The organism is Roseibium sp. QJM3NY_11, assembly GCF_056173175.1.
This window is the reverse complement of record NZ_CM149660.1, coordinates 3,700,901-3,725,947: the sequence shown is the minus strand read 5'-3', so window position 1 is coordinate 3,725,947 and position 25,047 is coordinate 3,700,901. Positions and strand designations below refer to the sequence as shown.

The following is a 25,047-nucleotide window of genomic DNA, read 5'->3' as shown; positions in this document are numbered from 1 at the left end:
TATACATCAGAATTCGGAAAACATACTGACTTCACGTGAAGACGGTCTAAATTGAAAAGCGTATATCCATTGAAATTTGGTGCTGTCTGTTAATCAATATTATTTCGGTTTTACAGAAATTGCTGCCGCTGAATCCCGAAGGCAAGAAAGTCCCTGTCGAAAGCTGCGCGTTAAAGGGCCATGCAACGTTCGATTGGCGCTCTTGACCTCCGCTGGCCGCCGGCACATCACGCAAGGCGCCGCAGGCCGGGAAACCTGCGGCTTGCCTATTGGTACTGCGCGCCCAGGCCATCAGAGCGATGCGGCGGCCAGTTCGCTCTTCCGGATCACCAGGCGGCTGACGACGTTTTCCACGATCTTGTAACCGGCTTCCTGGTCCAGCGACATGATCGATTCCGGGTGAAACTGAACTGCCGCGATCGCTTCGCTCTGGTGTTCGATCGCCATGACCACGCCGTCCTCCGTTTCCGCCGTCACGCGCAGGTCCGCCGGCAGCGTGTTTCGCTTGGCAAACAGCGAGTGGTAACGGCCGACAATGACCGGCGCGTCCAACCCGTCGAACAGCAGCGAATTGCCGGAGACCGTGACGGCAGACGGTTTGCCGTGCATCGGAATGTCCAGTTGGCCCAGCTCCGCGCCGAAATATTCGGACAGGGCCTGAAGTCCCAGACAGACGCCGAAAACCGGCAAGGCACGAGCCCGGGCGCGCCCGATCGTGGCCGCGCAATCGAAGTCCTGCGGTTTGCCGGGGCCGGGCGACAGCACCACCAGGTCCGGATTGACGTCGTGGAAAACATGGTCCGCCACAGGCGACCGGTAAGTGACAACCTCCGCGCCGGTCTGCCGGAAATAGTTGGCAAGCGTGTGCACGAAGCTGTCTTCGTGGTCGACCAGCAGGATTTTCAAACCCTGACCCGGCTTCTTGTTTTCCCGCTTTTCCGCGGCCCGTGTCGCCAGGCCGGCTTCGCGCACCGCCGCGCGCATGGCCTCTGCCTTCAGTTCCGTCTCCGCTTCCTCGTCTTCCGGAACACTGTCGTAGAGCAGTGTCGCGCCGGCTCGGATCTGCGCCAGGCCATCCTTGATGCGCACGGTCCTGAGCGTCAGTCCGGTATTCATGTCGCCATTGAACAGCACGGCACCGATGGCACCGCCATACCAGGCGCGGGATGATTTTTCATGGTCCTCGATGAACTGCATCGCCCAGCGTTTCGGGGCGCCGGTGACCGTCACGGCCCAGGTGTGCGACAGGAACGCGTCGAGCGCGTCCATGTCATCGCGCAGGATGCCCTCGATGTGATCCACGGTATGGATCAGGCGGGAATACATCTCGATCTGGCGGCGGCCGATGACCCTGACCGACCCCGGCACGCAAACCCGGCTCTTGTCGTTGCGGTCGACATCGGAACACATGGTCAGTTCCGCCTCGTCCTTGGCGGAATTCAGAAGCTTGCGGATCTGGGCCTCGTCCTCGATCGCATTCTTGCCGCGCCGGATGGTGCCGGAAATAGGGCAGGTTTCCACCCGCCGGCCACCGGTCACGCGTACATACATTTCCGGTGAGGCTCCGACCAGGTATTCCGCATTGCCGAGATTGAAGAAGAACGCATAGGGCGACGGGTTGATCTGGCCAAGGCGGCGGCAGACCGCGGAAGGCGGGTTGGGGCAGGGCTCGTAGAATGTCTGGCCGGGAACCGTCTCGAACAGGTCTCCGCGGCGGAAGTAATCCTTCGCCTGGTCCACCAGGCGCGCATATTCGCCCGGCTCGTGATCGCCGCGGCCCGGGTCCCGGTTCGCGGGGGCGTAGGGATGTTGCTCGCCGCTCCGCTCCATGCCCCTGGTTGTCCGGCCGTTCACGACAAAGTCGTATTCCAGCACATGGGCGCGCTTGCCGTGGTGATCGACGATCAGGATCTCGTCCGGCAGGAACAGCACCACGTCGCGCTGGTCGTCCGGCCTTTGCAGTTTCAGATCGATCGGCTCGAACTGGAAGGCGACATCGTAGCCGAAGGCACCGTAGAGGCCGAGCTGGTCGTCATCGCAGGCGAACATGTCCCGCATCGCCCGGACGATCGAGAAGGTCGAGGGCTGACGGGATCGCTCTTCCTCGTTGAACAGCCTGTCCGGTGTCTTCACGCTCAGGTCGATCCGTGTATCGCCGGCCTCGAAGGTTGCGATGTCCGGGTGGGGTTTCAGCGCCGCGGCGACGGCGGGCAGCAACAGCTTGCCACGCTCATTGAGGGCCCGGATTTCCACCCGCCGGTCGGCCGCCTCCAGCACCAGCGGTGGATTGACCAGGGCCATGTCCCAGCGCGTGTAGCGGCCGGGATACTCATAGGACGAGGACAGGACCGCACCGAGTTCGGTGTCCAGACGGTCGATCCATTCGGACGTTCCCGTTTCATAGTCGGACGGACGCGAGGTTCGCAGGATGGTGATCCCGCTGGCGGTTTCATAGGTCTTGTCGGCCAGCACCGGCATGTTCTTCAGGTCCCGTTCTGGTGGCTGCCTGGAAGCGCCGGCGGCCTTATAAAGCATCAAGGCCGCCAGCGGTATCCCGCGGCGGCCTTTGGTTTGATCTATGTTCCGTTCAGAGCATGACTGATCGCTGGCCGCCTATTTCGCGCCGCGCCACCACCATGCTGCCTTCTGGATCGTGTTCATGCCAAGAGGCATAGCCGAAGGGGCCTGAGATGGCAACGGATTTGTTGGCTGCGCGCGCCTCTCGCCGGGCGCAATCAGGTCTCGGGCGCAGTCGGCGCAGCGGCCGTTTTCCAGTCTCCGGTTCGCAATTGACCGGACCCTCATCTTCGCGCCGGACGGGGATGCCACGGCTGTCCTGAAGTCGAGCGCCGGGGCATTGAGGGTCATGGTGCTGATCGTCTGGGCATTGAGTGAACATGCCGCGAGGAACACGCCGCTACAGACCGCTGTGAACAGGCTCAAGCGCATGAAAGCCACTGCGTCCCCTTCGTTTCGTCGTGATGCTGTCGGCATTTTAACGAAAGATCCGGCAAACTCCACAGATCGAAGCAGGTCAAGCTGGTGCGATTCCCGGTCCCGGCTTGACCGATTGGCAAGGATGCGGTCTTTGCGATGCAACAACACCAGGGAATGCACAGGTGCGTGTCCGGCACCTGTCCGGCGCGTGGTGCCGGTGAAGAGTGCGGCGGACAGGGCATGATGAGGGGCGCATGGAACACTACGAACTGATTGTCATCGGCAGCGGACCGGCCGGTCGGCGTGCCGCGATCCAGGCCGCCAAATTCGGCCGCAAGGTTCTTGTGGTCGAACGCGGGCTCCGCGTCGGCGGCGTGTCGGTCCATACCGGCACCATCCCCTCCAAGACCCTGCGCGAGACGGTCCTGAATCTGACCGGCTGGCGCGAGCGCGGCTTTTACGGCCGGGCGTATCGTGTCAAGGACGACCTGACCGCCGCCGACCTGCGCGCGCGCCTCCACATCACCCTTGATCACGAGGTCGAGGTGCTGGAACACCAGTTTGCCCGCAACAAGGTCGACACGATCAGCGGCGAAGCCCGCTTTGTCGATCCGCACAAGATCGAGGTCGAAGGCGACGCGGGTGAAGTCCACACGTTTTCCGCAGACAGGTTTGTCATCGCGGTGGGCACAAAACCGTTTCGCCCGGACTATGTCCCGTTTGACGGTCAATATGTCCTCGACAGTGACGATATCCTGGACCTGAACGAGCTGCCGCGATCGATCGCGGTCATCGGGGCTGGCGTCATCGGCGTCGAATACGCCTCGATCTTCTCCGCGCTGGATGTGCATGTCACGCTGGTGGAACCGCGCGAGACCATGCTCGATTTTCTGGACAAGGAACTGGTGGCGGATTTCACCCATCAGTTGCGCGACCGGGGCATGGCGCTGCGTTTCGGCTCAAAAGTGGACCGGATCGAGAAACACGGACCCGGCAATTGCGAGATCACGCTGGAAGGCGGGCGATGCGTGCGCTCGAACGTGGTCCTGTTCGCCGCCGGGCGGATGGGAGCAACGCCCGCCCTCGAACTGGAAAATTGCGGCCTTGAGGTCGACCACCGCGGCCGGCTCCAGGTGGATCCGATGACCTTCCAGACCAATGTCCCGCATATTTTCGCCGCCGGCGACGTGATCGGCTTCCCGAGCCTTGCCTCGACCTCTATGGAACAGGGCCGCATTGCCGCCTGCCATGCGCTCGGCGAAAAGGCCTACGATCCGCCGGAATATTTTCCCTACGGCATCTACGCGGTCCCGGAAATCTCCACCGTCGGCATGACAGAGGAAGAAATCCGTGAACGCGGCATTGCTTATGAATGCGGCGTCGCCCGGTTCCGCGAGACCTCTCGCGGGCATATCATGGGCCTGGATACCGGTCTCCTGAAAATGATCTTCTCACTCAAGACGCGGCGCCTGCTGGGCTGCCATATTGTCGGGGAAGGGGCGACCGAGCTGGTGCATATCGGCCAGGCGGTTCTCAATCTGCGCGGCACGCTGGAATATTTCGTCGAGAACACCTTCAACTACCCGACACTCGCCGAAGCCTACAAGATCGCCGCCCTCGACGCCTGGAACCGCATGCCGCCGCAGGAAGAGTGAGACGGAACCCGACCGCCGATCCGGAACGCTCTGCCGCCTTTCACAAGAAACAGCTTCAACTTTCGCAAAATGGCGCCGGGCCGTGCGACCGGTTAGCTTGAACAGTGAAGTTTCCTTTCTTTAGGCCCATCCAAGGATCGACGATGCCGCAGACCCTGCTTGTGAAAAACGCCGAGATGCTGGTCTCCATGGACGGTGCCCGCCGCGAGATCGCCGGTGGCGGGCTTTATGCCGAAGACGGCATCATCCGGCAGGTCGGCCCGATGCAAGACCTGCCGGAAACGGCCGACCGGGTGATCGACGCCTCGGGACAGATTGTCCTGCCGGGCCTCGTCAACACCCATCATCACCTCAACCAGACGCTCACACGCAATCTGCCGGCGGCCCAGAACACCAACCTGTTTCCATGGCTGCAGGCCCACTACAGGGTCTGGGCGCGGACCAATCCCGATGCCTCGCGTGCCAGCACCCTCGTGGGTCTCGCCGAACTGGCGCTGTCCGGCTGCACCACCGTGTTCGACCACACCTATCTTTTCCAGAGCGGCAACAAGGTCGACTACCAGATCGAGGCGGCGCGGGAGATCGGCGTGCGCTTTCACGCCAGCCGCGGTTCCATGTCGCTTGGCGAAAGCAAGGGCGGTCTGCCGCCGGACGACTGCGTCGAGGACGAGGAAGAGATCCTGAAGGACACCGTCCGGGTGATCGACCGCTATCATGACGCCGGCCCGGGTGCGATGACCCGCATCGTCGTGGCGCCCTGTTCGCCCTTTTCCGTCTCCCGGGATCTGTTGATCGAGAGTGCGCGTCTTGCCCGCGACAAGGGCGTGATGCTGCACACCCATCTGTGCGAAACCTCCGACGAGGAACGCTACACGCTGGAGCGTTTCGGCAAGCGGCCGGTGGACTGGATGGAAGGGCTCGACTGGACCGGCCCGGACGTTCTGGTTCGCCCATGCGATCCATGTGAACGATGACGAGATCCGGCTGTTCGCGCAGACCGGCTGCGGCGCTGCCCATTGCCCCTGTTCCAACATGCGGCTGGCGTCCGGCATCGCCCCGGTCAAGAAATACATGGCCGCGGGTGTCCGGGTCGGCCTCGGCGTCGACGGCTCGGCCTCCAATGACGGCTCCGGCATGTTGGCCGAGGTGCGTCAGGCGATGCTGCTTGCCCGACTGGAACTGGGCCTGAGGCCGGCGGAGGGGACGGACCGGCAAGCCCTTCTGCCGCCGTCACATCCTTCGAGAGCCGGGGAATGGATGACGGCCCGCGAGGCTCTGGAACTGGCAACACTGGGCGGTGCCTCCGTTCTCGGCCGCGAGGACATCGGCTCCCTGGGGCCGGGAAAATGCGCCGACTTCTTCACGCTGGACCTGACGACGCTGAATTATGCGGGGGCTCTCCACGATCCTGTCGCTGCCACAGTCTTCTGCGCCCCGCAGGTGGCGAAGACAACGGTTGTCCACGGGCGTGTGATCGTTCAGGACGGAGAGGTGGTCACCCTGGACATGGAACCGGTGATACGGGACCACAATCGCCTCAGTCTGGAACTGGCGGCGGGAGAATAGGCGGCTTCGCTCCGGAGAGGTTCAGGACCCGTCAGCACGTGTTGCCGGCAAGGTCATCGCGAAGTTCTCCGTATTTGCCATCCCGAACGGCAGCGGGTCGCTCCACGGGACTGTATTCAGCCGTTCAGCACAACCAGCAATTTTCCGGTGCCTGCGCGTCCGTGACCTCGCCGCCGTCCTGGATCCAGCTGGTGATGCCCTTTTCGACATTGGCGACCCTGGTGAAGCCGGCCTGGCCGGCGAGATATTCGGACAGCATCTGGCTGCGCCGGCCGGTGCGGCAGATAAGGACGAGTTCATCTGCCGGGCCGGAGATCAGTTTCTGCAGCTCCGCGCCGAAACCGGGGTTCACCTTGCCGTCCTGGTCGAAAAAGGTCAGCAGATGGCTGCCCGGGATGACCCCGGTCTGTTTCCATTCGTCCGGCCGGCGTATGTCGATCACGGTGGTGCCCGCCGCAAGTTTCGCCTTCAGGTCCTCATTGCCGATGTCGGAGAACTTCTTCGCCTTGACGTCAAGCAGCTCGATCTCGAATTTCAACGTGGCATCGGGCGGGATGACGCCACCGGCGCCCTTTGAGCCATAGGCCATGTCCGGCGGAATGATCAGCTCTCGCTTGCCGCCGACCTGCATGCCTTCGACGCCCTGTTCCCAGCCCGGGATCACCCGGCGCTCGCCGAGCGTGAAGGAAAACGGCGTACCGCGGTCGACACTGCTGTCGAACTTGGTGCCGTCCATCAGCCAGCCGGTGTAATGCACCACCACCGTCTCGCCGACATTGGCCTCCTCGCCGGTGCCTTTTTCGATGTCGCGTATCTGCATCTCTTCCTGGGCGGCGGCGGATACCGTCAAAAGGGCGGGAAGGGCGAGGGCGGCCAGCCATTTCATGATCATCGGGTCATCACCTGCTTGCGGTCTGTATCTTTGTGCGAAAAGTTGCCGCCAAGGTTCACGATTGGCGGCGGGATTGCAATTCAACGCTATTTGATGGCGGATCTTTGACAAGAGGACGGGACGACGCAGCCGTGAGAGAACCGGGCACCCTCAGGTGAGCGGCACGTGGATCGGCCCTGGGAAAACCTCATCAGGAGAAGCCGCGGCAGGTCCACAGCCTAAGGCAACTTCTTTTCTTCCGCCGAGCGCAGGAGTTTTTCAAGCAGGCCGGACAGGTGCTGCTGTTCTTCCGCGCTCAGTCCGTCGACCGCCCCGTGCTGAACCTCGATATAGTCCGGGATCTTCGATTTGATCAGGGTCAGGCCTTTCGGGGTCAGGCAGACCGACAGGGCACGGCGGTCGTCCGGATGGGGTGTCCGCTCAATCAGACCGGCTTTTTCAAGCTTGTCGAGACGGGCGGTCATGCCCCCGGAACTCATCATCGTGGTCCGGTACAGTTCGGTGGGGGTCAGCTTGTAGGGTGGACCCGAGCGCACCAGGGTCGCCAGAACATCGAACTCGCCGGTCTTGAGCCCGATCTCCGCATAGGCCGGAGCCAGATAGTCACGGCTCATGACCTGTGCGGCTTCGCTCAACCGGCCGAGCAGCACCATTGGCGACAGCCGGTCACGGACTTCCGGCATTTCCTTTTGCCATTGCCGCCGGGCCCGCTCGGCACGGTCGGTGAGGAGATCTTCCGGATCCCCGAACAGGGCTTCCTTGGAAGGGGCCGGATCTCGTGATTGCTTGCTCATGGAAAAGTGTCCGATCCAGTCAGTCCGCGCATCCGGGGAACCTGGATCCCGGTATGTGCCGGATGCGGGTCAACACGCTGAAAACAGGTTGTTTCCTTGCCGGAAACCTGACCGCAGCACCGTCGAATGTCAATGAAAATCAAGAATCTTTAAATCAAGAATCTTGAAATAAAGATAAAATAGGTTATCTCATGTCCGAAGCGCGCGGAACTGTGACGGCGCTGACGAGTGTCGTGAAAGGACAATGCGATGACAGCCCCGATCAGATCCGTACGGACATTGAAAGCAGATGGTTCCGGTCACGGACAAGTTGATACCCCGTCCGGGGCCGTGAAGATGTTTGAACAGCCTGTGGTGCTGCTCCTTGTCGTCGGCAGCTTTCTCGCGGTTTCCACGGTGATTGCCAAGGCGGCACCTGCGGCCGGGTGGCATCCCCTGGCCCTGTTGCAATGGTCCATTCTCGGCGGTGCGGCCGGTCTCTTCGTGATCACACGGCTTGCCATGCCACGATATCGCCGCGCCGGACCGGGGCGCGCACGGCCGGACACAGGGCAACTTGCCGTCTATCTCATTGTCAGCGGGGTGTTGTTCATTGCGCCGAACATGATCGCCTTCTCAGCCGCTCCCAGGGTCGGCGCGGGGTTCGTGTCACTGAGCTTTGCCTTCCCGCTGGTCCTGACCTATGCCTTTGCCGTGCTGCTGCGTCTTGAACGGCTTCAGGCGTTGCGCGGGGCAGGGGTGCTGGCCGGTCTCGCCGGCGCCGTGCTGCTGGCGGTTTCAGGCAAGGACCTTGATGTCGACGCCTCCTGGTGGACGATGTTTGCCCTGTCGATCCCGGTTTTCCTGTCCGTTGGAAACATCTACCGGACCCTGCGCTGGCCGGTGGGCGCGCGACCGGTGGATCTCGCTCTCGGCATGATGGCGGCCGGTTTCACCGCGCTCGCCCTGTTCAATGCGATGGCGGGTATCCCGCTGACGCCGATTGCCTGGAGCCTCGCCAGTCTCGGCCTCCTGATCGCCCAGATGGCAATCTTTGCCTTGCAGTACGGGCTCTATTTCAGGTTGCAACAGACGGCAGGTCCTGTCTATCTCAGCCAGATAGGGTCGGTGGCGGCTGTGGTCGGCCTCGGTTTGGGGCATCTGGTGTTCGGCGAGGTGCCGGACATGGCGAAACTGGCCGCCGTCGCTTCGGTCGGCGCCGGGATCGTTCTGGTGTCCCTGCGCCGGGGCGCGTCCTGATCAGGCGAAACGCGGTTTGCCGGCGGCCTCAGCCCCACAGCCAGGCCGCACCGCGCACGCCTGAGCTGTCACCATGAACAGCCTTGCGGATAGGTGTTTCGAACGTATCGGAAAAGATGAAGGGCAGCATGGCCGCCGGCAGGTCGTCATAGAGTTCGTCGATGTTCGACATGCCGCCGCCAAGCACGAACACGTCCGGGTCCAGCAGATTGGCGGACATGGCCAGGGAGCGTCCGAGACGGCTGACATAAGCCTCGTAGACTCTCACCGCCGTTGCATCGCCGGTGCGTTTCAGCGCCATGATCTCGTGGCCCTTCAGAAGGTGTCCGGTCCTGTCCTTGTAGTCGAGCTGAAACCCGGTGCCCGAGCACCAGCGGTCGATAACGCCCTTGTGCCCGATCCAGCTGTCCGGTCCGGGAAATTCCTCCGCTGTCAGCCAGGGCACGGTGATCGCGCCCCATTCGCCGCCGATGCCGTTGGCGCCAAGGTGGGCTTTGCCGTCGATCGCGATGCCGGAACCGCAGCCCGTGCCGATAATGATGGCATGAACGACATGTCCCCCGGCGCCCGCGCCATCTGTGGCCTCCGAGACAGCCAGGCAGTTGGCATCGTTCTGGATGCGCACGGGCCGGCCAAGGACCGCCTGAAGATCCTTGTCCAGCGGCTTGCCGTTCATCCAGGTGGAATTGGCGTTTTTCACCAGACCCGTTTTGGGGGACAGAGACCCCGGAATGCCAAGGCCGAGCGTGCCGGTTTCGGCCGTGGCCTGTTCTGCCGCCTCGACCAGATGCCGAACGGCGTGCAGACAGCCGTCATAATCGTCGCGGGGGGTGTCCAGCCGTTGCCGGAACATCTCCGCGCCCGCGTCGGACAGCGCGATGATCTCGATTTTGGTCCCACCCCAGTCAATACCCAGGCGCATGTCAGTCCATCCGTGTTGGCAATTCGAAAGCCGCGGGGCCATCGGCGAGTTCGTGCGCCTGTTTGCCGTAGCTTTTGAATTTGGTCAGGATTTCGGCCATTTCCCGATCATCGAGCAGGACCGGATCTCCGAGGGAAAGCGCGGACAGATACTGGTCTGCCAGATCCTCGACGCCCTCGGCGACCGAGAGTGCCTTCTTGAGCGTCGGCGCACCGGCGATCTGTCCGTGATTGGCAAGGAGGCAGGCATTGCGCGAACCAAGCGCCGCGACCATGGCTTCCGACAGGGCCCTCGTGCCGAAGCTGGCGTAGTCCGCGCACGCGATCCGGTCGCCCCCCGCAAGCGCGACCATATAGTGAAAGGCCGGAATTCCACGCCGGTGGCAGGACAGGGCGGTGGCGCGGGGGCTGTGGCAATGAACGACCGCGCCGCACTCCGGCCTGGCGAGATAGAAGTCCAGATGCATGCGCCATTCGGAAGAAGGCAGAATGTCCCCCCGGTATCGTCCCTTTAAATCAAGGGCGACGATGCTGTCGTCGCGCAGCTCTTCATAGGGTGTTCCCGACGGGGTCACCAAAAAGCCGGAATCTGTACGTGCACTGACATTGCCGGAGGTGCCCTTGGTCAGTCCCAGCCGGGGCAATGCGCGCGTGGTCTCGATGATTTCGCGGCGCAGATCGGCTGAGTCGACTGGGAAGGTGGACATTCTGAACCTTGTAGGCTGAATCTGCGGACCTGTGCACATGTGCTCGGGCCGGATTGCAGGAGGATCGTTGAACAGGTGCCTAAATGACAGCTATCCGGTTGCGTTTTCAAGAGTTTGCTTCGATAAATTCTCAATCCCCGGCCCTCCGGTCGGGTGGCAAGGCGAGTTGAACGGAAATGACGGGACTCGCGAACAGGGTCTGGGAGCGGCTCAAGGCCTGGAGACCGGTACCGGGTGACGGCCGCGAAGACCTGCGCCCCGGCGGACGGCCCGCAGCGCGCGGCACCGGCCCGCGATGGGCCGAGTCCGAAGCAGACGACCTCCAGGCCCCTGCACGGGACAAGCCGGACAACCGGGCGCACCCGCCGGCTGCCGGCAGGCCTCAGGTAACGGCCTTTTATGTCTGGGGAACACTTGCGCTGCTCATGATGGGCTTCGCGCTGGCGGGGATTGCCCTGCATCTGCGGCAGGACGTGGCGGGGGACACCGCTCCACGTCTGGCCGATCCGCTGTCACCTCTGCCGCAAAGGGAGCGCGAGGCCCTGCTCGATCCGGCGCCGGAGCTGGCCGCCGAATTGAAGCGCGGATTTCACGGCGCGCCGGATACGCTGTGCGACGAGTTGCGCGCGCTTGGTCTCGCAAATCAGGGCTGGCACAGGGCACCGTTCCAGACAGGCCGCTGGCAGTGCGCGTCCGATCTGGTGCCCCTGACGACACCGAGCGTGGACTACGGTTCCACGACCCTGTTTTTCCTGTTGCGTGGTTCGTCCGAGGACAGCATCGACTATCTCCGTATCAAGCTGGTGGTCGAGGATCCGCGCCAGAAGCAGATCGGGCTCGATGCGGTCTGGCTGGTGATCGATGCGCTCGCGGACCGCTTTGGCTGGACGATGCCGGACAGGTTTCGCGCCGCTGTCGCCGGGTTTCGGAAACTGGAAACAAGCCACCACGGCGTACGTGTGTCCGTGGCACCCGAGGATCCCGCCCTGACGGGAGATCCGCTTGCCAGCGGGCGCCTGAACATCATCATGAATTTTGGCGAGCCGGACCTGATCCGCCCTGCGGACAAGTTCCGCCAGGCGCCGCCGCTTGAAAGTGGCTGGGAGGTCAGGGACCGGACCGGTCGGGCAGGGGAATGAACTCCTCCGCGTCGCCTGGAACAGTATCGAAACGGCCTGTGCGCCAGTCCTCCTTGGCCTGTTCGATGCGTTCCCTGGACGAGGACACGAAGTTCCACCAGATGTAGCGCCTGCCGTCCATCGGCTCGCCGCCGAGCACGACGAAGCGCGCGGGTATCGAAGTGTTGTTCTCGATGACGAGGTGATCGCCCGGCTTGAAGACAAGCAGTTGCGCCGGATCGAAGCTCTGGCCGGCGATGGTGATCCGGCCGGAAACCGTGTAGAGTCCGCGTTCCTCCCAGCTGGCGTCGAGTGGAATTTTCGCGCCGGGGTCAAGACAAATGTCCGCGTAGAACATGTCCGAAGCGGTCGTCACCGGAGCCTTGTGGCCATAGAGTTCGCCGGCGATCAGCTTGACGGAGGCGCCCTTGTCTGAAAATTCCGGCTGCTCCTGAGACCCGAAATGCTGGAAGGACGGCTCTCCTTCCTCAAGATGCCTTGGCAGGGCAACCCAGCTTTGCAGTCCGAACAACGTCCGGTTCAGCATCTTGCGGTCAGGTTGCTCCCGCTCGGAATGAACGATGCCCTTGCCCGCGCTCATCCAGTTCAGCGCGCCCGGGGCAATAGCGATTTCAGTTCCCAGACTGTCGCGGTGATACATTTCCCCCTCGAAGAGATAGGTCACCGTTGCAAGACCGATATGGGGATGCGGGCGCACGTCGATACCGCCGCCGACAAGTAGTTCCGCCGGTCCCATCTGGTCGAAGAAAATGAACGGACCGATCATGCGCCGCCGCACGGACGGCAGCGCTCGACGCACGGAGAAGCCGCCGAGATCAGAGGTTCGCGGCACGATGACCATTTCAACGGGATCGCAGCTCGCGGCGTTGCCGGCGACCGGGTCGGGGGTGTTCAACCAGCTCATTTGCCATTCCCTCAACATGAATGTGCGTCTGAAACTCAGATAAGGTCCTCTCCGTCAGAATGTCCATTGAACAGTGCGTTTCCGCCTTTTCAATGCTGCAGGGATCGTTATAAAGGCCAGCCCTTCGCGCAAATTTGGATAGGTCATCATGAAACGCGTCATGATCGTCGGTGCCCCTGGATCCGGCAAGAGCACGCTCGCGCGTGCGCTTGGCAAGAAAACCGGTCTGCCGGTTCATCACATGGACAAGATCCACCACGGGCCGGACTGGGCCGCACGCTCGGAGGTGGAAAAGGACCGGCTCATCCGTGAAGTGCATGTTCTGGACCGCTGGATATTCGAAGGCGGACATTCGAAGACCTACAAGGAAAGGGCCGCCCGCGCCGACACCTTCATCTGGCTTGATGTGCCCGTTGGCCGGCGCCTGTTTCGTGTGTTGCGCCGATCCGTGAGATATCGTGGCCGCAGCCGCCCGGACCTCCCGGACGGCTGTGTGGAACGTTTCAACCTGCAGACCCTCGAGTTCTTTTATTTCATCTGGCGAACACGTCACAGCTCCCGGCGCAAGCTGGAAGCCATTTTTCGCGCGCCGCCGGCTCATCTGACGGTCCACCGGATGGAAACGTTCGCCGACGTCAGGCAATTCCTCGACGGCCTCGCGGACGCCACTGAACCCGCGCGCCTGCCTTGACAGCGAGCGTGCTGGGCGACATGGCAGGTCCGGCAACATTTTTTACCGGCAGGGCGGTGCAAGCATGAAACTCGATCCTTTCTATCTCATCGTCGACAGCTCCGAGTGGATCGCGCGGCTGGTGCCGCTTGGCGTCAAGCTGGTTCAACTTCGTATCAAGGATGCGCCGCAAGACAGGCTGAGCCATGAAATCGCCGCGTCGAAAGCGGTCTGCGAAGATCACGATTGCCAGTTGATCGTCAACGACCACTGGCGCCTTGCCATCGATGAAGGCTGCGATTTCGTTCATCTGGGTCAGGAAGATCTTGCCGACGCGGACCTCGCCGCCATTCGCAACTCCGGTCTCAAGCTGGGTGTTTCCACCCATGACGGCGATGAACTCGACACGGCCCTTGCCGTCGAACCGGACTATGTGGCGCTGGGCCCTGTTTACCCGACCGTCTCGAAAGACCTGAAATGGGCCCCCCAGGGTCTGGACAGGATCGGTGGATGGAAGAGGCGTATCGGCGGACTGCCTCTTGTCACGATCGGCGGCCTTACGCTGGAAAGGGTGTCGGGCGTTTTTGAACACGGCGCCGACGCGGCCGCCGTCATTTCCAACGTCACCGGCAATCAGGACCCGGAAGCCAGGACACGGGCGTGGCTTGCGCTGACCGAAACATGGCGGTGAAGGTCGGGGCGCCCGATCAGAAAGATCTTCGACTTCGGGTGCCGCTCAGGCGAATATCGCCTTGTCGCACGCGACCTGGTCGCGCAGGAAATCCCTGACGGCGGCCACATGGCGCAAGGGCCGGGAGCTTTCATGGGTCACCATCCAGTAGGCCCGGTGGATCTTGATTTCCGGCAGTATCGCAACAAGGCCGGGATCTCCGCGGGCGATGAAATCGTGCAGGATGCCGATGCCCGCGCCGGCGCGCACCGCCTCTGTCTGGCCGAGGGCGGAGGCGATTTCGAACCGGGCCGACCAGTTGCGCGTTATCTCCGTGCCATAGCTGAGCGAGGGCGAATAGAGAATGTCCTCCACATAGCCGATCAGGTCGTGCGCGCTTAGATCGCTGGCATTTCCGGGTGTGCCTTGCCGGTCGAGATAGCTCCTGGAGGCGTAAAGGCCGAGCGCGTAGTCCACCAGTTTGCCCGCGACGAGGCGCCCGGTTTCCGGCCGGTCGACCGTGACCGCTATGTCGGCTTCCCGACGTGACAGCGAAAAGGAGCGGGGCATGGGGACGAGCTGGATCGTCAGGCCCGGATGCCTTTCGGTGAGCTTGCCCAGGCGCGGTGCGAGATAGGCAACCCCGAACCCGTCCGGCGCGCCGATACGCACAGTGCCGCCAATGCCGGGCGTGTCGCCCGCAAGATCCGCCTGGGCGGCGACGGCTTCCCCTTCCATGCGTTCCGCCCGTTCAAAGAAACGGCTGCCGCCTTCGGTCAGAACACATCCGGACGTTGATCGGTCGAAAAGGCGGGTGCCCAGGCTTTCTTCCAGGGCCGTGAGCCGACGGGCAACCGTCGCGTGGTTCACGCCCAGCCGCCGGGCGGCCGCAAGGATCTGTCCCGTGCGGGCGATGGCCAGGAACACACGGATATCATCCCAATTCATTGCAAAAGGGCTCCATGACAGGCGGGCTTAGCCTCGGTCCCCGATCAACCTGAGCCGGTGGTTTTGTCCGGCAAGCCATGTCTTGACCGCGCGATCGGTCGAGACCTGCGGATGACAATCGGGGGGGATTGCATCTATCGTTCTGGAAGACGGGTGTATTTTCGGGCGAGCGCATTTGGAAATTCTGCCATAACTACAAAAATTGCACAACAGAACCGGAAATCTGCGGCTTGTTTGATGCAAAAATAAAAGTCAGAAAGACGGCATACAGAACGCACAAGAGCTTGGCCTGCGCGTCAGGACATTTGGGAGCAACGGAAAATGCAGAAGATCGGTCATTTTATCGGCGGCAAGCGCGTGGAGGGCACGTCCGGCCGTTTTGCGGATGTCTTTAATCCGGCAACGGGCGAAGTACAGGCACAGGTCGCGCTCGCCAGCCAGCAGGAGATGGACGCTGCCATCGGCAATGCCGCCGCCGCGCAGCCGGCCTGGGCAGCGACCAACCCGCAGCGCCGTGCCCGTGTGATGATGAAGTTCGTCGACTTGCTCAACCGCGACATGGACAAGCTGGCCGAGGCGCTGTCCCGTGAACACGGCAAGACCCTGCCGGACGCCAAGGGCGACGTGATTCGCGGCCTGGAAGTTGCCGAATTCTGCATCGGCGCGCCGCATCTCCTGAAGGGCGAATATACCGAGGGCGCAGGGCCGGGCATCGACATGTATTCCATGCGCCAGCCGCTCGGCGTTGTCGCCGGCATCACGCCGTTCAACTTCCCTGCCATGATCCCGATGTGGAAATTCTGTCCGGCGATCGCGGCCGGAAACAGCTTCATCCTGAAGCCGTCCGAGCGCGATCCGTCCGTGCCGATCATGCTCGCCGAACTGATGATCGAGGCCGGTCTGCCCGCCGGTATCCTGAACGTCGTCAACGGCGACAAGAGCGCCGTGGATGCCATTCTGGACGACGAGACGATCCAGGCGGTCGGCTTCGTCGGCTCCACCCCGATCGCGCAGTATGTCTATTCCCGCGCGACGGCCTCCGGCAAGCGCGCCCAGTGCTTCGGCGGTGCCAAGAACCACATGATCATCATGCCGGATGCGGACATGGATCAGGCCGCCGACGCGCTCATCGGCGCCGGCTACGGCGCGGCCGGCGAACGCTGCATGGCCGTATCCGTGGCGGTTCCGGTCGGCGAAAGCACGGCGAACGCGCTGATCGAGAAACTCGCACCGAAGGTCGAGGCCCTGAAGATCGGTCCGTACACGGCCGGCAATGATGTCGACTTCGGCCCGCTGGTCACGAAGGAGGCGCTTGCGCGCGTCAAGGGCCTGGTCGAGCAGGGCATCAAGGAAGGTGCCAAGCTCGTCGTCGACGGCCGGGATTTCTCCATGCAGGGCTATGAGGACGGCTTCTTCATGGGCGGTTGCCTGTTCGACAATGTCACGAAAGACATGGACATCTACAAGACCGAGATCTTCGGACCGGTGCTGTCCGTTATCCGCGCCGAGACCTACGAGGAAGCCCTCGACCTGCCGATGAGCCACGAATACGGCAACGGCACGGCGATCTTCACAAGGGACGGCGACACTGCCCGTGACTTTGCCTCCCGCATCAACATCGGCATGGTCGGTATCAACGTGCCGATCCCGGTGCCGCTTGCCTATCACACGTTCGGCGGCTGGAAGAAATCCGGCTTTGGCGACCTCAACCAGCACGGTTCCGACGGGTTCAAGTTCTACACCCGCACGAAGACCGTGACCTCCCGCTGGCCGTCGGGCCTGAAGGACGGTGCCGAGTTCTCCATTCCGACGATGAAGTAGACATCGCTGCGCGTTGAAGTCTGAATGGCGCTTCCGGCCTCGGCCGGGAGCGCCATATTTCGTTGAGAAAGCGGACCGGCTTCAGGAAACGGACTGGATCGCGGTCCCGGGCAGGTACCACCAGGCCCCGGCGACCAGGGCCAGAATCAGGACGCCGTAAAGCCAGAAGAAAAACCAGAAAGCAGTCGTCTGCCGCGCACGGTGGAGGTAAACCGGGGGCAGCAGGACTTTTCCGGCGGCAAAATCCCTGATCAGGCAACTCGTCCAGAATGCCAGGAACAGAAACAGGATCAGACCGATTGCAGCCTGCACGTAGGCGCCCGAAAACGACAGCACGACTGCCAGAGTCACGCCAAGCGCCAGGACCAATGAGGCAAGCGCACGCGCCATAATGATGAAGGTGTAGTCACCGATACCGGGTTTGCTGCTGCTCATGACGCTCTCCCGCCGGGAGGGGTGTCGAGTGCCCGGCTCGCGGTATTGGCGGTCAATTGGCGGACAGATGCAAGCCGGCGCAGTGCTGTCAGCTCTGGAAAACGCACCATGTCGGCAACAAAGGCGGATAAATTCAGTCCGCTTCGGCTCAAACCGTGGCAATCTGCCGCTTGAATTCGCGAGGGGAGCGCGACATCAAGAGCCAATGAAACAAAACGTTGAGCAGGGTGGGGACGCCGGAGCCGGACCGGTGGCGACAACGCAAACGAATTCGGATCCGGATACGGGCATCGGTCATCCGGTTGAAGGTGAGCGCAAGGCCTTGTCGCGGGGGGGCGTCTTGCTGGCGGTCGCCGATCTTCTCTGGATTCCCCAGGCCGGACTGATCGCCTTTGCCTTCGGGGTCATGGTGACATCCCTTCATGGAACGGGGGATGGCCTCCCGCCGGACAGCATCCGCTCCGCTCCGCTGGCTGGATCCCTCGCGGGATCCTTGGCAGGACTTGTGCTCATTGCGATCGTCCGGGTGGTGCTGCAGAAGACTGGCCTGGATCTGGCCCGGAAAGCCGCGCGCAGCCTGCAGAGCCGTGCACGCGCCGAGTTGCTGGCGGCGGCGGCCGACTGCTCGCCCGCGGCGGCGTTTCCGGCGTCGGGTGCCTTCGCAGCCCATGTCACCGAGCAGGTCGGCCATCTGGGTCCCTATTACGGCAATTTCGTCCCGCAGACGGTCCGCTTGAAACTGGTGCCGCTCGGGATCGTTCTTGCAACGGCCTGGTTCAGTTGGCTTGCCGCCCTGATCCTGCTGATCTGCGGTCCTCTGATCCCGGTGTTCATGGCACTCATCGGCACGAAGGCCAAAGCTGCCAGCGCGGACCAGCAGGAGGAACTGACACGCCTGAGCGGGGTCCTGCTCGACCGCATCCGGGGGCTCGAAACCCTGGAACTGTTCGGGGCGCTGCAGCGAACCCGCGAGGATATCGCCGGCGCGGGAGAGAAATTCCGGACAGGCACGATGCGTGTCCTCAAGATCGCTTTCCTGTCATCGACGGTTCTGGAACTTTTTTCCGCGCTCGGCATCGCCTTTTGCGCCGTTTTCGTCGGCTTTTCCCTTCTCGGTGAAATATCGACCGGAACCTGGGGGCAGCCGCTCGGCTATGCCACCGGCCTGTTCATCCTGTTGCTCGCGCCGGAATTCTTCTCGCCGCTCAGGGCCTATGCCGCGGCCTATCACGACCGGGCCGGGGGGCTGGCCGCACAGGACAAACTGTCCCGGATCCTGATGCAAGGCCGGGCAGGGGCCGCGCCCGTGCCCATATCCGAGCCCGTGGCCGTCCCCGCACAATGGAAGACCTTCAGGGTCGGGGAAGAAACCCCTGCCTTGACGCAACCCCCGGCAATCTCGTTGCGGTCCGTGAGCCTCGTTCTTGGGGCACGCACGGTCTTTCAAGATCTCACTCTGGAAATCGAACCGGGAGAAACCGTGTTTCTGACCGGGGCAAGCGGCAGCGGCAAGACCAGCCTCCTGGACACGATTCTGGGCTTTCACCTGCCTGGCAAGGGGCAGGTCAGGATCGGCGGCCTCGCGCCCGGGCAACACGGCCCGGACTTTCTGCAATCCGTAAGCTGGCTCGGTCAGGCACCGCGGCTGTTTCACGGCAGCCTGAGAGCGAATCTTCTCAAGGGTGCGGGCGACCCCGCGGCAGTCAGCGACGCGGACATCCGGACGGCACTTGATCTGGCCGGGGCCCTGCCACTGGTCGATCGCCTGCCGCAGGGACTGGCGACACGTTTGGGCGAAGACGGCTTCGGCCTTTCGGCCGGAGAAATCCGGCGCGTGGCACTGGCCCGGGCCGCCCTGAGACACCATTCCAGACTGTTTCTTGCCGATGAACCGACGTCAGGCTTGGACGAGGACACCGCCGCAGCGGTGATCGGAGGCCTGACCCGGCTCGCGCAGGGCCGCACGACGGTCATCGCAACCCACGATCCGGCTGTTCTCGACCTGCCGGGACGGGTGATCGACCTGGGCGCGTATCCTGTCGTCCGGCATCAGGAGGCGGTGACATGAGAGCCGTCCGGGAAATCATTCGCGCCCAGTTTCGCCATGACCGCGTCGCCTTCGTGCTGGCGATCCTGGTTGCGCTGCTGCCCGCAGCTGCGGGCCTTCTCCTGCTGGGTGTTTCCGGCTGGTTCATTACGGCGGCTGCAATCGCCGGCCTGACCGGTGCGTTCCTGAACATCTTCGTACCGAGCGCGCTCATTCGCGGGCTGGCAATCCTGCGCACCGGGGGACGATACGGCGAGCGTGTCCTGACCCATGACGCCACGTTCCGGTTCCTGGCAAACTTGCGCAACCAGGTCTTCACCGGGTTCACAGCCAGCCGCAAGCGCGGCGCGCGGTCCGGTCTGCTGCTCAACCGGCTGACGCTCGATATTGCCGCTCTCGACACGGTGTATCTGCGGATTGTCGTACCCGCCGCGCTCGCTGCGGTTCTTGCTCCTGCACTGCTGTGGTGGTGGGCGGGCATATCCGTGCCGGTGCTGATCACCGGCATCGCATTCTTGAGCGCATGGGCGATGCTGGCCTGGCTGTCCTTTGCGCGGGCGGACAGGAAAGCCGCCCGGCGGGCGGATGCGGCGCTGGAAGCCATGCGCCTGCGCACGGCGGATCTGGTCGCCGGCCGTCGGGATCTTGCCATCTACGGCGGCCTGGATGTGGCCGCGCAAGCTGTGCTGTCGGCCGGAGAGCGCCTTGAAGCCGCGGAAGACACGGAGGAGCGGCGTATCTTGATCCTTGGCGCAGCTTCCGGCCTGATCGGGCAGGTGTTTCTGGCTGCGGCCCTGGCGGTTGCTATCTGGGGCGCGGCATCGGGTGAGATCGGCGCCGCCCTTGCCGTTGCCCTGGTTCTGGTGGTGATGGCGCTGCCCGAAGTGGCCGCGCTCCTGCTGCCGGGCCTGTCCCGGCTGCCGCGTATCGCGCTTGCCGCTGACCGCACGATCGGATTGCTCGGGGACACAGGGGTGGTGGACACAGGCACTGCGGACACTGGCGCCGGGGGAACTGGCGCTGCGGATACCGGTCTCCACGAAGAAACAGGCGGACTTCAGCGGCAGGACGCGGTGGATGTCCTGGCGTTTCGGGATGTATCCTTTGGCTACCCCGGAGCGCGGCGTGATGTTCTGGAGAAGCTATCCTTCCACATCGACACGTCCGAAGTGGTCGCGATTTCGGGGCCAAGCGGTTGCGGAAAATCCACGGTCGCGGCGCTGTCCGCCCGGATGCTCACTCCTGAAACCGGTCGTATCTTGCTGCAAGGCAGGAACCTGGCAGACATTCCCGAAGCGACCCTGCGCGGAACGGTGACGGTTCTCGGCCAGCGTCCCTACCTGTTCAACGACACAGTGGCCGCAAACCTGCGCATCGCCAGGGCAGAGGCGAGCGACGCAGAGCTCTGGACGGCTTTGGAACAGGCGGCCCTGGCGGAGCGGATTGCCGGCAATGCGCTGGGACTGGAAACTGTGCTCGGGGAAGGGGGGATCGGTCTTTCCGGAGGCGAGCAGCGCCGCCTTGCCCTTGCCCGCGCCATGCTGACGCAGCCGGCGCTGTTCATTCTGGACGAAATGACGGAAGGCCTGGATGCGCGGACCGCCGCCGAGGTTCTCGACCGGTTCTTCGCAGCCAGAGGCACGGCTGCGGTTCTGATGATAGCGCACAAACGGCGGGAACTCTCAAGGGCAGACCGGATCGTGCGGTTTCCGGTCCGATCGGCACCGGGGGCAGACCGGCACAAACAGGCGATCCTGTCCGCTCCGCAGGCCTCGTGATGCGTCTGCGGGTCTCAGCATCTGCGGAGTGTGGTGTGCGAAGAGTTGCATTGACCTTGTCAGGCCCCTGCGCCACCATCCGGGCAACAGAAGACTCGGTATTTCAGCCGGTTCATCGATGGCACATGCCTGCGGTTCGACGTGTGGGATCGCCGGGGCTGTCTTGACCGGACCGGCGGAAAATTCACAAGTTCCGGCTTGTTACATGCTCAGGTCCGGCCGGACCTGAAAAGGGGAAATACGATGGAACTAAGCGTCGTTGACCTGTCCCGGCTCCAGTTTGCCATGACAGCGCTCTATCACTTTCTTTTCGTGCCCTTGACGATCGGGTTGTCGATCCTGCTGGCGACCATGGAAACGGTCTATGTGATGACGGGCCGCGAGGTCTGGAAGCGGATGGTCAAGTTCTGGGGAACGCTGTTCGGCATCAACTTCGTGCTGGGGGTGGCGACCGGACTGACCATGGAATTCCAGTTCGGCATGAACTGGGCCTATTTCAGCCAGTATGTCGGCGACGTCTTCGGTGCGCCCCTGGCGATCGAAGGCCTGATGGCGTTTTTCCTGGAAGCCACCTTTGTCGGCCTGTTCTTCTTCGGCTGGGACAAGCTTTCAAAGCGCCAGCATCTGGCCGCGACCTGGGCGGTTGCCATCGGAACCAATTTTTCCGCGCTCTGGATCCTGATCGCGAACGGCTGGATGCAGCACCCGGTGGGGGCGGAATTCAATCCCGACACCATGCGCATGGAAGTCACCAGCTTCTTCGACGTGCTGTTCAATCCGGTCGCCCAGGCCAAATTCGTGCACACCGTATCCGCCGGCTATGTCACCGCTGCCATGTTCATGATCGGCATCTCGGCCTGGTACATGCTGAAAGGCCGCCATCTCCAGATCGCCAAGCGGTCGATCGCGATTGCGTCCGCCTTCGGGTTTGCATCGGCCCTCTCCGTCGTCGTGCTCGGTGACGAAAGCGGCTATGAAGCCAACCTGAACCAGAAAATGAAGCTCGCGACCATCGAGGCAATGTGGGACACCGAGCCCGCACCGGCCGCGTTCAACGTTGTCGCCTGGCCGGACATGGCCAAGCGGGAAAACATGTTCGCGATCGAGGTTCCCTATGTCATGGGGCTGATCGCGACCCGGTCTCTCGACACGTCCATTCCGGGTATCAAGGACCTGGTGGACCGCACCAAGGACCGAATCCGTCAGGGGGCGATCGCCTGGGACGCGCTTCAGAAGATCCGTCAGGACCCCGCGAATGCCGGCGAAGACGTGCGCGAGACCTTCCGGCAAAACGAGAATTCGCTCGGATATGCCTACCTGCTGCTGCCCTTCACCGACAATCCCATGGAAGCGACCACGGAACAGGTGGACGCGGCTGCCTGGACGACCGTGCCGGAAGTCTGGCCGATGTTTTATGCCTTCCGGATCATGGTGGCCTGTGGCTTCTTCTTCATTCTGCTGACCGCCGTGTTCTTTTACTATTCCTCGTCCGGAAAGCTCGACGGATTGCGTGACAACCGCCGCTGGCTGCTGCATGTCGCGGTCTGGTCGATCCCGCTTCCCTGGATTGCCTGCGAGATGGGCTGGTTCGTTGCCGAATACGGCCGCCAGCCCTGGATTATCGAGAGCATGCTGCCGACATCGGTCGGCGTCTCCAGTCTCAGCGTCACCGAGGTGCTGATGACACTCGTGGGCTTTGTCGTGCTCTACAGCGTTCTGCTGGTGATCGAGATCGCCCTGATGATCAAGTACATCGGGATCGGTCCGGAGGACGGCGACACCGAACAGGCATCTCCTGCACCCGCCCGGCCGGTCGCCGGCGTGACCCCGGTTCCAGCGGAGTGATTTGAAATGGTTCTCTACGAATTGATCGACTACTCGGTGCTGAAAATGATCTGGTGGCTGCTGCTCGGCGTGCTCCTGATCGCGTTCGCGGTCATGGACGGGTTCGATCTGGGCGTCGGCACGTTGCTGCCCTTCATCGCCGAAACCGACATAGAACGGCGTGTCGTCATCAACACGATCGGCGCGACCTGGGAAGGCAACCAAGTCTGGTTCATTCTTGGCGGGGGAGCGATCTTCGCGGCCTGGCCACCGCTTTACGCCATCAGCTTCTCGGGTTTCTATCTGGCCATGTTCGTGGTGCTGGCGGCGATGATCCTGCGGCCTGTCGCCTTCAAGTATCGCTCCAAGCGCCCCGATCCGTCCTGGCGGACAGCCTGGGACTGGGCGCTGTTCACCGGCTCCTTTGTTCCGGCGCTGGTGTTCGGCGTTGCCGTCGGCAACGTGCTTCTGGGGATACCGTTCACGCTCGACAATGACCTGCGCATGACCTACGAGGGCTCGTTCTTCGGCCTGTTCTCGCCGTTTCCGCTGTTGTGCGGCGTGCTCTCCGTCACCATGCTGGTCATGCATGGCTCCGTCTGGCTGGTAATGTGCGCGTCTGGCGATATCGCCAGACGCGCACGCCGGACCGGAACCCTGGCCGCCGTTCTGGGGATCGCGTTGTTCGCGCTCGGTGGCTATCTGATCGCATCGGGTTATGTCGAAGGCTTCCGCATCACATCCGTGGTGGACCCGGACATGCAGGCCAATCCGCTTGCCAAGCAGGCGGTCATCGAGGGCGGTGCCTGGCTTGCAAACTATGCGGCCCACCCGATCCTTTGGCTGGCTCCCGGACTCGGCTTTTTCGGCATGCTCGGCACGCTGGCCCTGCTCCAGACCCGTCTCGAGATGCTGATTTTTCCATTTTCGAAACTGGCGGTGCTCGGGATCATCTCGACCGTCGGCGTGTCGATGTTCCCGTTCATTCTGCCGTCTTCGGTTCAGCCCGAGGCCAGCCTGACCGTCTGGGACGCGTCCTCCACCCATCGAACTTTGTTCAACATGCTGGTGGCGACTGCGATCTTTCTCCCGATCATTCTCGTCTACACCGCCTGGGTCTACAAGGTCCTGTGGGGCAAGGTGGACGAGGAAACCATCGAACGCGACAATCACACTGCTTACTGAGGACACCGAAACATGTGGTACTTTGCCTGGATCCTCGGAATGCCGCTGGCCTGTTGCGTGGCGATCCTGAACGCCATGTGGCTGGAACTGCGTTCCGAGGACGAACGCCGCCGGCTGGAAGAGCAGCAGTAGCCGCTGGTGGGTGCGTCCCGTACCCGGATCCGTCCCGCCGGGAATTCGGCAACAAAAAACCCCGGCTGGAAAGCCGGGGCCGTTTGTCTCGTGAGGCAGTGTGCCCTCAGGCCACCTGGACCTTGGCGGCACGCAGCTTCTCGAGGATGTTCTGCGGCGACGACACCCCGTAAGGGTCGCTTTCGCAATTGTCGGAAAAGCCTTCTTCTTCGAACCACTGCTCGACAAGACCGTCATTGACGACCGCGCCGTAGCGCCAGGAACGCATGCCGAAGCCGAGATTGTCCTTGGCGACAAGCATGCCCATCTTGCGGGTAAATTCTCCGGAGCCGTCCGGAATGACGCTGACGTTTTCAATGCCCTGAGCCTTGGCCCAGGCATTCATGACAAAGGCGTCGTTGACGGAGACGCAGTAGATCGCGTCAACACCTTCTGCCCTGAAATCTTCGAAGAGCTTCTCGAAATCCGGCAGCTGGAACGTGGAGCAGGTCGGCGTGAAGGCCCCCGGGAGGGAGAACAGAACAACCTTTTTGCCCTTGAAATAGTCGTCGCTGGTCTTGTCCTCCCAGCGGTACGGGTTCGGGCCCTCGATGGCCTCGTCACGGACGCGCGTGCGGAAGGTAACGGAAGGAACTTTTTTGCCGAGCATCTCTCACTCCAGAATTGGTTGTGGTCGGGATATTCAGGGCCCTGGATCGTGCCTGCGCCGCGGGAGGAAATGCGGGGGGAAGCTCCGGGACCCTGAAGCGGAAGAGGACTCTCGCGTAGCGCATTTGTTGCGAT

The 25,047-nt window shown here is 62.7% G+C and carries 22 protein-coding genes; 13 read left to right on the top strand and 9 right to left on the bottom strand.

Annotated features, from left to right (window positions below; translation table 11 throughout):
* Positions 1-291: 291 nt before the first annotated feature.
* Entirely contained in the window at positions 292-2,478 is a 2,187-nt protein-coding gene (locus tag AC0VX3_RS17140; RefSeq protein ID WP_475525196.1) for an anthranilate synthase component I, read from the bottom strand.
* Positions 2,479-3,191: 713 nt separating this feature from the next.
* On the opposite strand from AC0VX3_RS17140, the gene sthA reads away from it, so the two are divergent.
* From sthA to AC0VX3_RS17125, 3 genes are all read left to right on the top strand, one after another.
* Complete coding sequence (gene sthA, locus AC0VX3_RS17135; RefSeq protein WP_342894296.1) at positions 3,192-4,592, top strand: Si-specific NAD(P)(+) transhydrogenase; 1,401 nt, start codon at positions 3,192-3,194, stop codon at positions 4,590-4,592.
* Positions 4,593-4,735: 143 nt separating this feature from the next.
* On the top strand, positions 4,736-5,566 hold the full coding sequence (locus AC0VX3_RS17130; protein ID WP_475521527.1) for an amidohydrolase family protein: 831 nt from the start codon (positions 4,736-4,738) through the stop codon (positions 5,564-5,566).
* Positions 5,556-6,158 carry an amidohydrolase family protein gene (locus AC0VX3_RS17125; RefSeq protein WP_475521526.1) on the top strand — a complete coding sequence of 201 codons (603 nt, stop codon included), beginning with the start codon at positions 5,556-5,558 and terminating at the stop codon, positions 6,156-6,158. Before AC0VX3_RS17130 ends, AC0VX3_RS17125 begins: the two co-directional genes overlap by 11 nt.
* Positions 6,159-6,282: 124 nt before the next feature.
* Here AC0VX3_RS17125 and AC0VX3_RS17120 read toward each other — a convergent pair whose 3' ends face one another.
* Positions 6,283-7,050, bottom strand: a complete 768-nt coding sequence (locus tag AC0VX3_RS17120; RefSeq protein ID WP_475521525.1) for an FKBP-type peptidyl-prolyl cis-trans isomerase — start codon at positions 7,048-7,050, stop codon at positions 6,283-6,285.
* Positions 7,051-7,268: 218 nt separating this feature from the next.
* On the bottom strand, positions 7,269-7,844 hold the full coding sequence (locus AC0VX3_RS17115; RefSeq protein WP_475521524.1) for a MarR family winged helix-turn-helix transcriptional regulator: 576 nt from the start codon (positions 7,842-7,844) through the stop codon (positions 7,269-7,271).
* 336 nt (positions 7,845-8,180) lie between these two features.
* Between AC0VX3_RS17115 and AC0VX3_RS17110 the strand changes: the two genes are divergently transcribed.
* The gene (locus AC0VX3_RS17110; protein ID WP_475521523.1) at positions 8,181-9,083 is read left to right on the top strand and encodes a DMT family transporter; all 903 of its coding nucleotides are present in this window, start codon (positions 8,181-8,183) and stop codon (positions 9,081-9,083) included.
* A 28-nt stretch (positions 9,084-9,111) separates the two neighbouring features.
* Here the strand turns inward: AC0VX3_RS17110 and AC0VX3_RS17105 are convergent, their stop codons facing one another.
* Both AC0VX3_RS17105 and AC0VX3_RS17100 read right to left on the bottom strand, forming a co-directional pair.
* The gene (locus AC0VX3_RS17105; RefSeq protein ID WP_475521522.1) at positions 9,112-10,005 is read right to left on the bottom strand and encodes an ROK family protein; all 894 of its coding nucleotides are present in this window, start codon (positions 10,003-10,005) and stop codon (positions 9,112-9,114) included.
* Between the two features lies 1 nt (position 10,006).
* Entirely contained in the window at positions 10,007-10,711 is a 705-nt protein-coding gene (locus AC0VX3_RS17100) for a class II aldolase/adducin family protein (RefSeq protein ID WP_475521521.1), read from the bottom strand.
* A gap of 176 nt (positions 10,712-10,887) precedes the next feature.
* Between AC0VX3_RS17100 and AC0VX3_RS17095 the strand changes: the two genes are divergently transcribed.
* Entirely contained in the window at positions 10,888-11,850 is a 963-nt protein-coding gene (locus AC0VX3_RS17095) for a DUF6030 family protein (RefSeq protein ID WP_475521520.1), read from the top strand.
* On the opposite strand, the gene AC0VX3_RS17090 is transcribed toward AC0VX3_RS17095, so the two are convergent.
* Positions 11,819-12,754 (bottom strand): pirin family protein, encoded by a 936-nt coding sequence (locus tag AC0VX3_RS17090; protein ID WP_475521519.1) that lies wholly within the window; start codon positions 12,752-12,754, stop codon positions 11,819-11,821. The two genes, AC0VX3_RS17095 and AC0VX3_RS17090, sit on opposite strands and share 32 nt — an antisense overlap.
* Positions 12,755-12,902: 148 nt before the next feature.
* On the opposite strand from AC0VX3_RS17090, the gene AC0VX3_RS17085 reads away from it, so the two are divergent.
* Both AC0VX3_RS17085 and AC0VX3_RS17080 read left to right on the top strand, forming a co-directional pair.
* A complete protein-coding gene (locus AC0VX3_RS17085) occupies positions 12,903-13,445 on the top strand; it encodes an AAA family ATPase (RefSeq protein ID WP_475521518.1) in 543 nt (180 codons plus the stop codon).
* A 64-nt stretch (positions 13,446-13,509) separates the two neighbouring features.
* Positions 13,510-14,115, top strand: coding sequence for a thiamine phosphate synthase (locus tag AC0VX3_RS17080; RefSeq protein WP_475521517.1), 606 nt, complete (start codon positions 13,510-13,512; stop codon positions 14,113-14,115).
* Positions 14,116-14,160: 45 nt separating this feature from the next.
* On the opposite strand, the gene AC0VX3_RS17075 is transcribed toward AC0VX3_RS17080, so the two are convergent.
* The gene (locus AC0VX3_RS17075; protein WP_475521516.1) at positions 14,161-15,042 is read right to left on the bottom strand and encodes a LysR family transcriptional regulator; all 882 of its coding nucleotides are present in this window, start codon (positions 15,040-15,042) and stop codon (positions 14,161-14,163) included.
* A 321-nt stretch (positions 15,043-15,363) separates the two neighbouring features.
* On the opposite strand from AC0VX3_RS17075, the gene AC0VX3_RS17070 reads away from it, so the two are divergent.
* Positions 15,364-16,863: a CoA-acylating methylmalonate-semialdehyde dehydrogenase gene (locus AC0VX3_RS17070; protein ID WP_475521515.1), complete on the top strand. Its 1,500-nt coding sequence runs from the start codon at positions 15,364-15,366 to the stop codon at positions 16,861-16,863.
* Positions 16,864-16,944: 81 nt separating this feature from the next.
* Here the strand turns inward: AC0VX3_RS17070 and AC0VX3_RS17065 are convergent, their stop codons facing one another.
* Positions 16,945-17,298 (bottom strand): hypothetical protein, encoded by a 354-nt coding sequence (locus AC0VX3_RS17065; protein WP_348143155.1) that lies wholly within the window; start codon positions 17,296-17,298, stop codon positions 16,945-16,947.
* Positions 17,299-17,548: 250 nt separating this feature from the next.
* Here AC0VX3_RS17065 and cydD point away from each other — a divergent pair, with 250 nt between their 5' ends.
* From cydD to cydX, 5 genes are all read left to right on the top strand, one after another.
* Positions 17,549-19,366, top strand: a complete 1,818-nt coding sequence (gene cydD / locus AC0VX3_RS17060; RefSeq protein WP_475521514.1) for a thiol reductant ABC exporter subunit CydD — start codon at positions 17,549-17,551, stop codon at positions 19,364-19,366.
* Positions 19,363-21,123, top strand: a complete 1,761-nt coding sequence (gene cydC, locus AC0VX3_RS17055) for a thiol reductant ABC exporter subunit CydC (RefSeq protein WP_475521513.1) — start codon at positions 19,363-19,365, stop codon at positions 21,121-21,123. The genes cydD and cydC overlap by 4 nt, the downstream gene beginning before the upstream one ends.
* 243 nt (positions 21,124-21,366) lie before the next feature.
* Positions 21,367-22,968, top strand: a complete 1,602-nt coding sequence (locus AC0VX3_RS17050; RefSeq protein ID WP_475521512.1) for a cytochrome ubiquinol oxidase subunit I — start codon at positions 21,367-21,369, stop codon at positions 22,966-22,968.
* A gap of 6 nt (positions 22,969-22,974) precedes the next feature.
* Positions 22,975-24,132, top strand: a complete 1,158-nt coding sequence (gene cydB, locus AC0VX3_RS17045) for a cytochrome d ubiquinol oxidase subunit II (RefSeq protein WP_475521511.1) — start codon at positions 22,975-22,977, stop codon at positions 24,130-24,132.
* A gap of 12 nt (positions 24,133-24,144) precedes the next feature.
* Entirely contained in the window at positions 24,145-24,264 is a 120-nt protein-coding gene (cydX, locus tag AC0VX3_RS17040; RefSeq protein WP_342894314.1) for a cytochrome bd-I oxidase subunit CydX, read from the top strand.
* 106 nt (positions 24,265-24,370) lie between these two features.
* Here the strand turns inward: cydX and AC0VX3_RS17035 are convergent, their stop codons facing one another.
* Entirely contained in the window at positions 24,371-24,913 is a 543-nt protein-coding gene (locus AC0VX3_RS17035) for a redoxin family protein (RefSeq protein ID WP_475521510.1), read from the bottom strand.
* Between the last annotated feature and the right edge of the window lie 134 nt (positions 24,914-25,047).

Bases quoted from the DNA above. Each gene is read 5' to 3' on its own strand.
- sthA (WP_342894296.1), top strand. From the start codon at position 3,192: ATGGAACACTACGAACTGATTGTCATCGGCAGCGGACCGGCCGGTCGG.
- AC0VX3_RS17065 (WP_348143155.1), bottom strand. From the start codon at position 17,298: ATGAGCAGCAGCAAACCCGGTATCGGTGACTACACCTTCATCATTATG.
- AC0VX3_RS17095 (WP_475521520.1), top strand. From the start codon at position 10,888: ATGACGGGACTCGCGAACAGGGTCTGGGAGCGGCTCAAGGCCTGGAGA.
- cydC (WP_475521513.1), top strand. From the start codon at position 19,363: ATGAGAGCCGTCCGGGAAATCATTCGCGCCCAGTTTCGCCATGACCGC.
- AC0VX3_RS17140 (WP_475525196.1), bottom strand. From the start codon at position 2,478: ATGCCGGTGCTGGCCGACAAGACCTATGAAACCGCCAGCGGGATCACC.
- AC0VX3_RS17085 (WP_475521518.1), top strand. From the start codon at position 12,903: ATGAAACGCGTCATGATCGTCGGTGCCCCTGGATCCGGCAAGAGCACG.
- AC0VX3_RS17130 (WP_475521527.1), top strand. From the start codon at position 4,736: ATGCCGCAGACCCTGCTTGTGAAAAACGCCGAGATGCTGGTCTCCATG.
- AC0VX3_RS17070 (WP_475521515.1), top strand. From the start codon at position 15,364: ATGCAGAAGATCGGTCATTTTATCGGCGGCAAGCGCGTGGAGGGCACG.
- AC0VX3_RS17110 (WP_475521523.1), top strand. From the start codon at position 8,181: ATGTTTGAACAGCCTGTGGTGCTGCTCCTTGTCGTCGGCAGCTTTCTC.
- AC0VX3_RS17090 (WP_475521519.1), bottom strand. From the start codon at position 12,754: ATGAGCTGGTTGAACACCCCCGACCCGGTCGCCGGCAACGCCGCGAGC.
- cydX (WP_342894314.1), top strand. From the start codon at position 24,145: ATGTGGTACTTTGCCTGGATCCTCGGAATGCCGCTGGCCTGTTGCGTG.
- AC0VX3_RS17115 (WP_475521524.1), bottom strand. From the start codon at position 7,844: ATGAGCAAGCAATCACGAGATCCGGCCCCTTCCAAGGAAGCCCTGTTC.
- AC0VX3_RS17105 (WP_475521522.1), bottom strand. From the start codon at position 10,005: ATGCGCCTGGGTATTGACTGGGGTGGGACCAAAATCGAGATCATCGCG.
- AC0VX3_RS17075 (WP_475521516.1), bottom strand. From the start codon at position 15,042: ATGAATTGGGATGATATCCGTGTGTTCCTGGCCATCGCCCGCACGGGA.
- AC0VX3_RS17080 (WP_475521517.1), top strand. From the start codon at position 13,510: ATGAAACTCGATCCTTTCTATCTCATCGTCGACAGCTCCGAGTGGATC.
- AC0VX3_RS17100 (WP_475521521.1), bottom strand. From the start codon at position 10,711: ATGTCCACCTTCCCAGTCGACTCAGCCGATCTGCGCCGCGAAATCATC.
- AC0VX3_RS17035 (WP_475521510.1), bottom strand. From the start codon at position 24,913: ATGCTCGGCAAAAAAGTTCCTTCCGTTACCTTCCGCACGCGCGTCCGT.
- AC0VX3_RS17120 (WP_475521525.1), bottom strand. From the start codon at position 7,050: ATGATCATGAAATGGCTGGCCGCCCTCGCCCTTCCCGCCCTTTTGACG.
- cydB (WP_475521511.1), top strand. From the start codon at position 22,975: ATGGTTCTCTACGAATTGATCGACTACTCGGTGCTGAAAATGATCTGG.
- AC0VX3_RS17050 (WP_475521512.1), top strand. From the start codon at position 21,367: ATGGAACTAAGCGTCGTTGACCTGTCCCGGCTCCAGTTTGCCATGACA.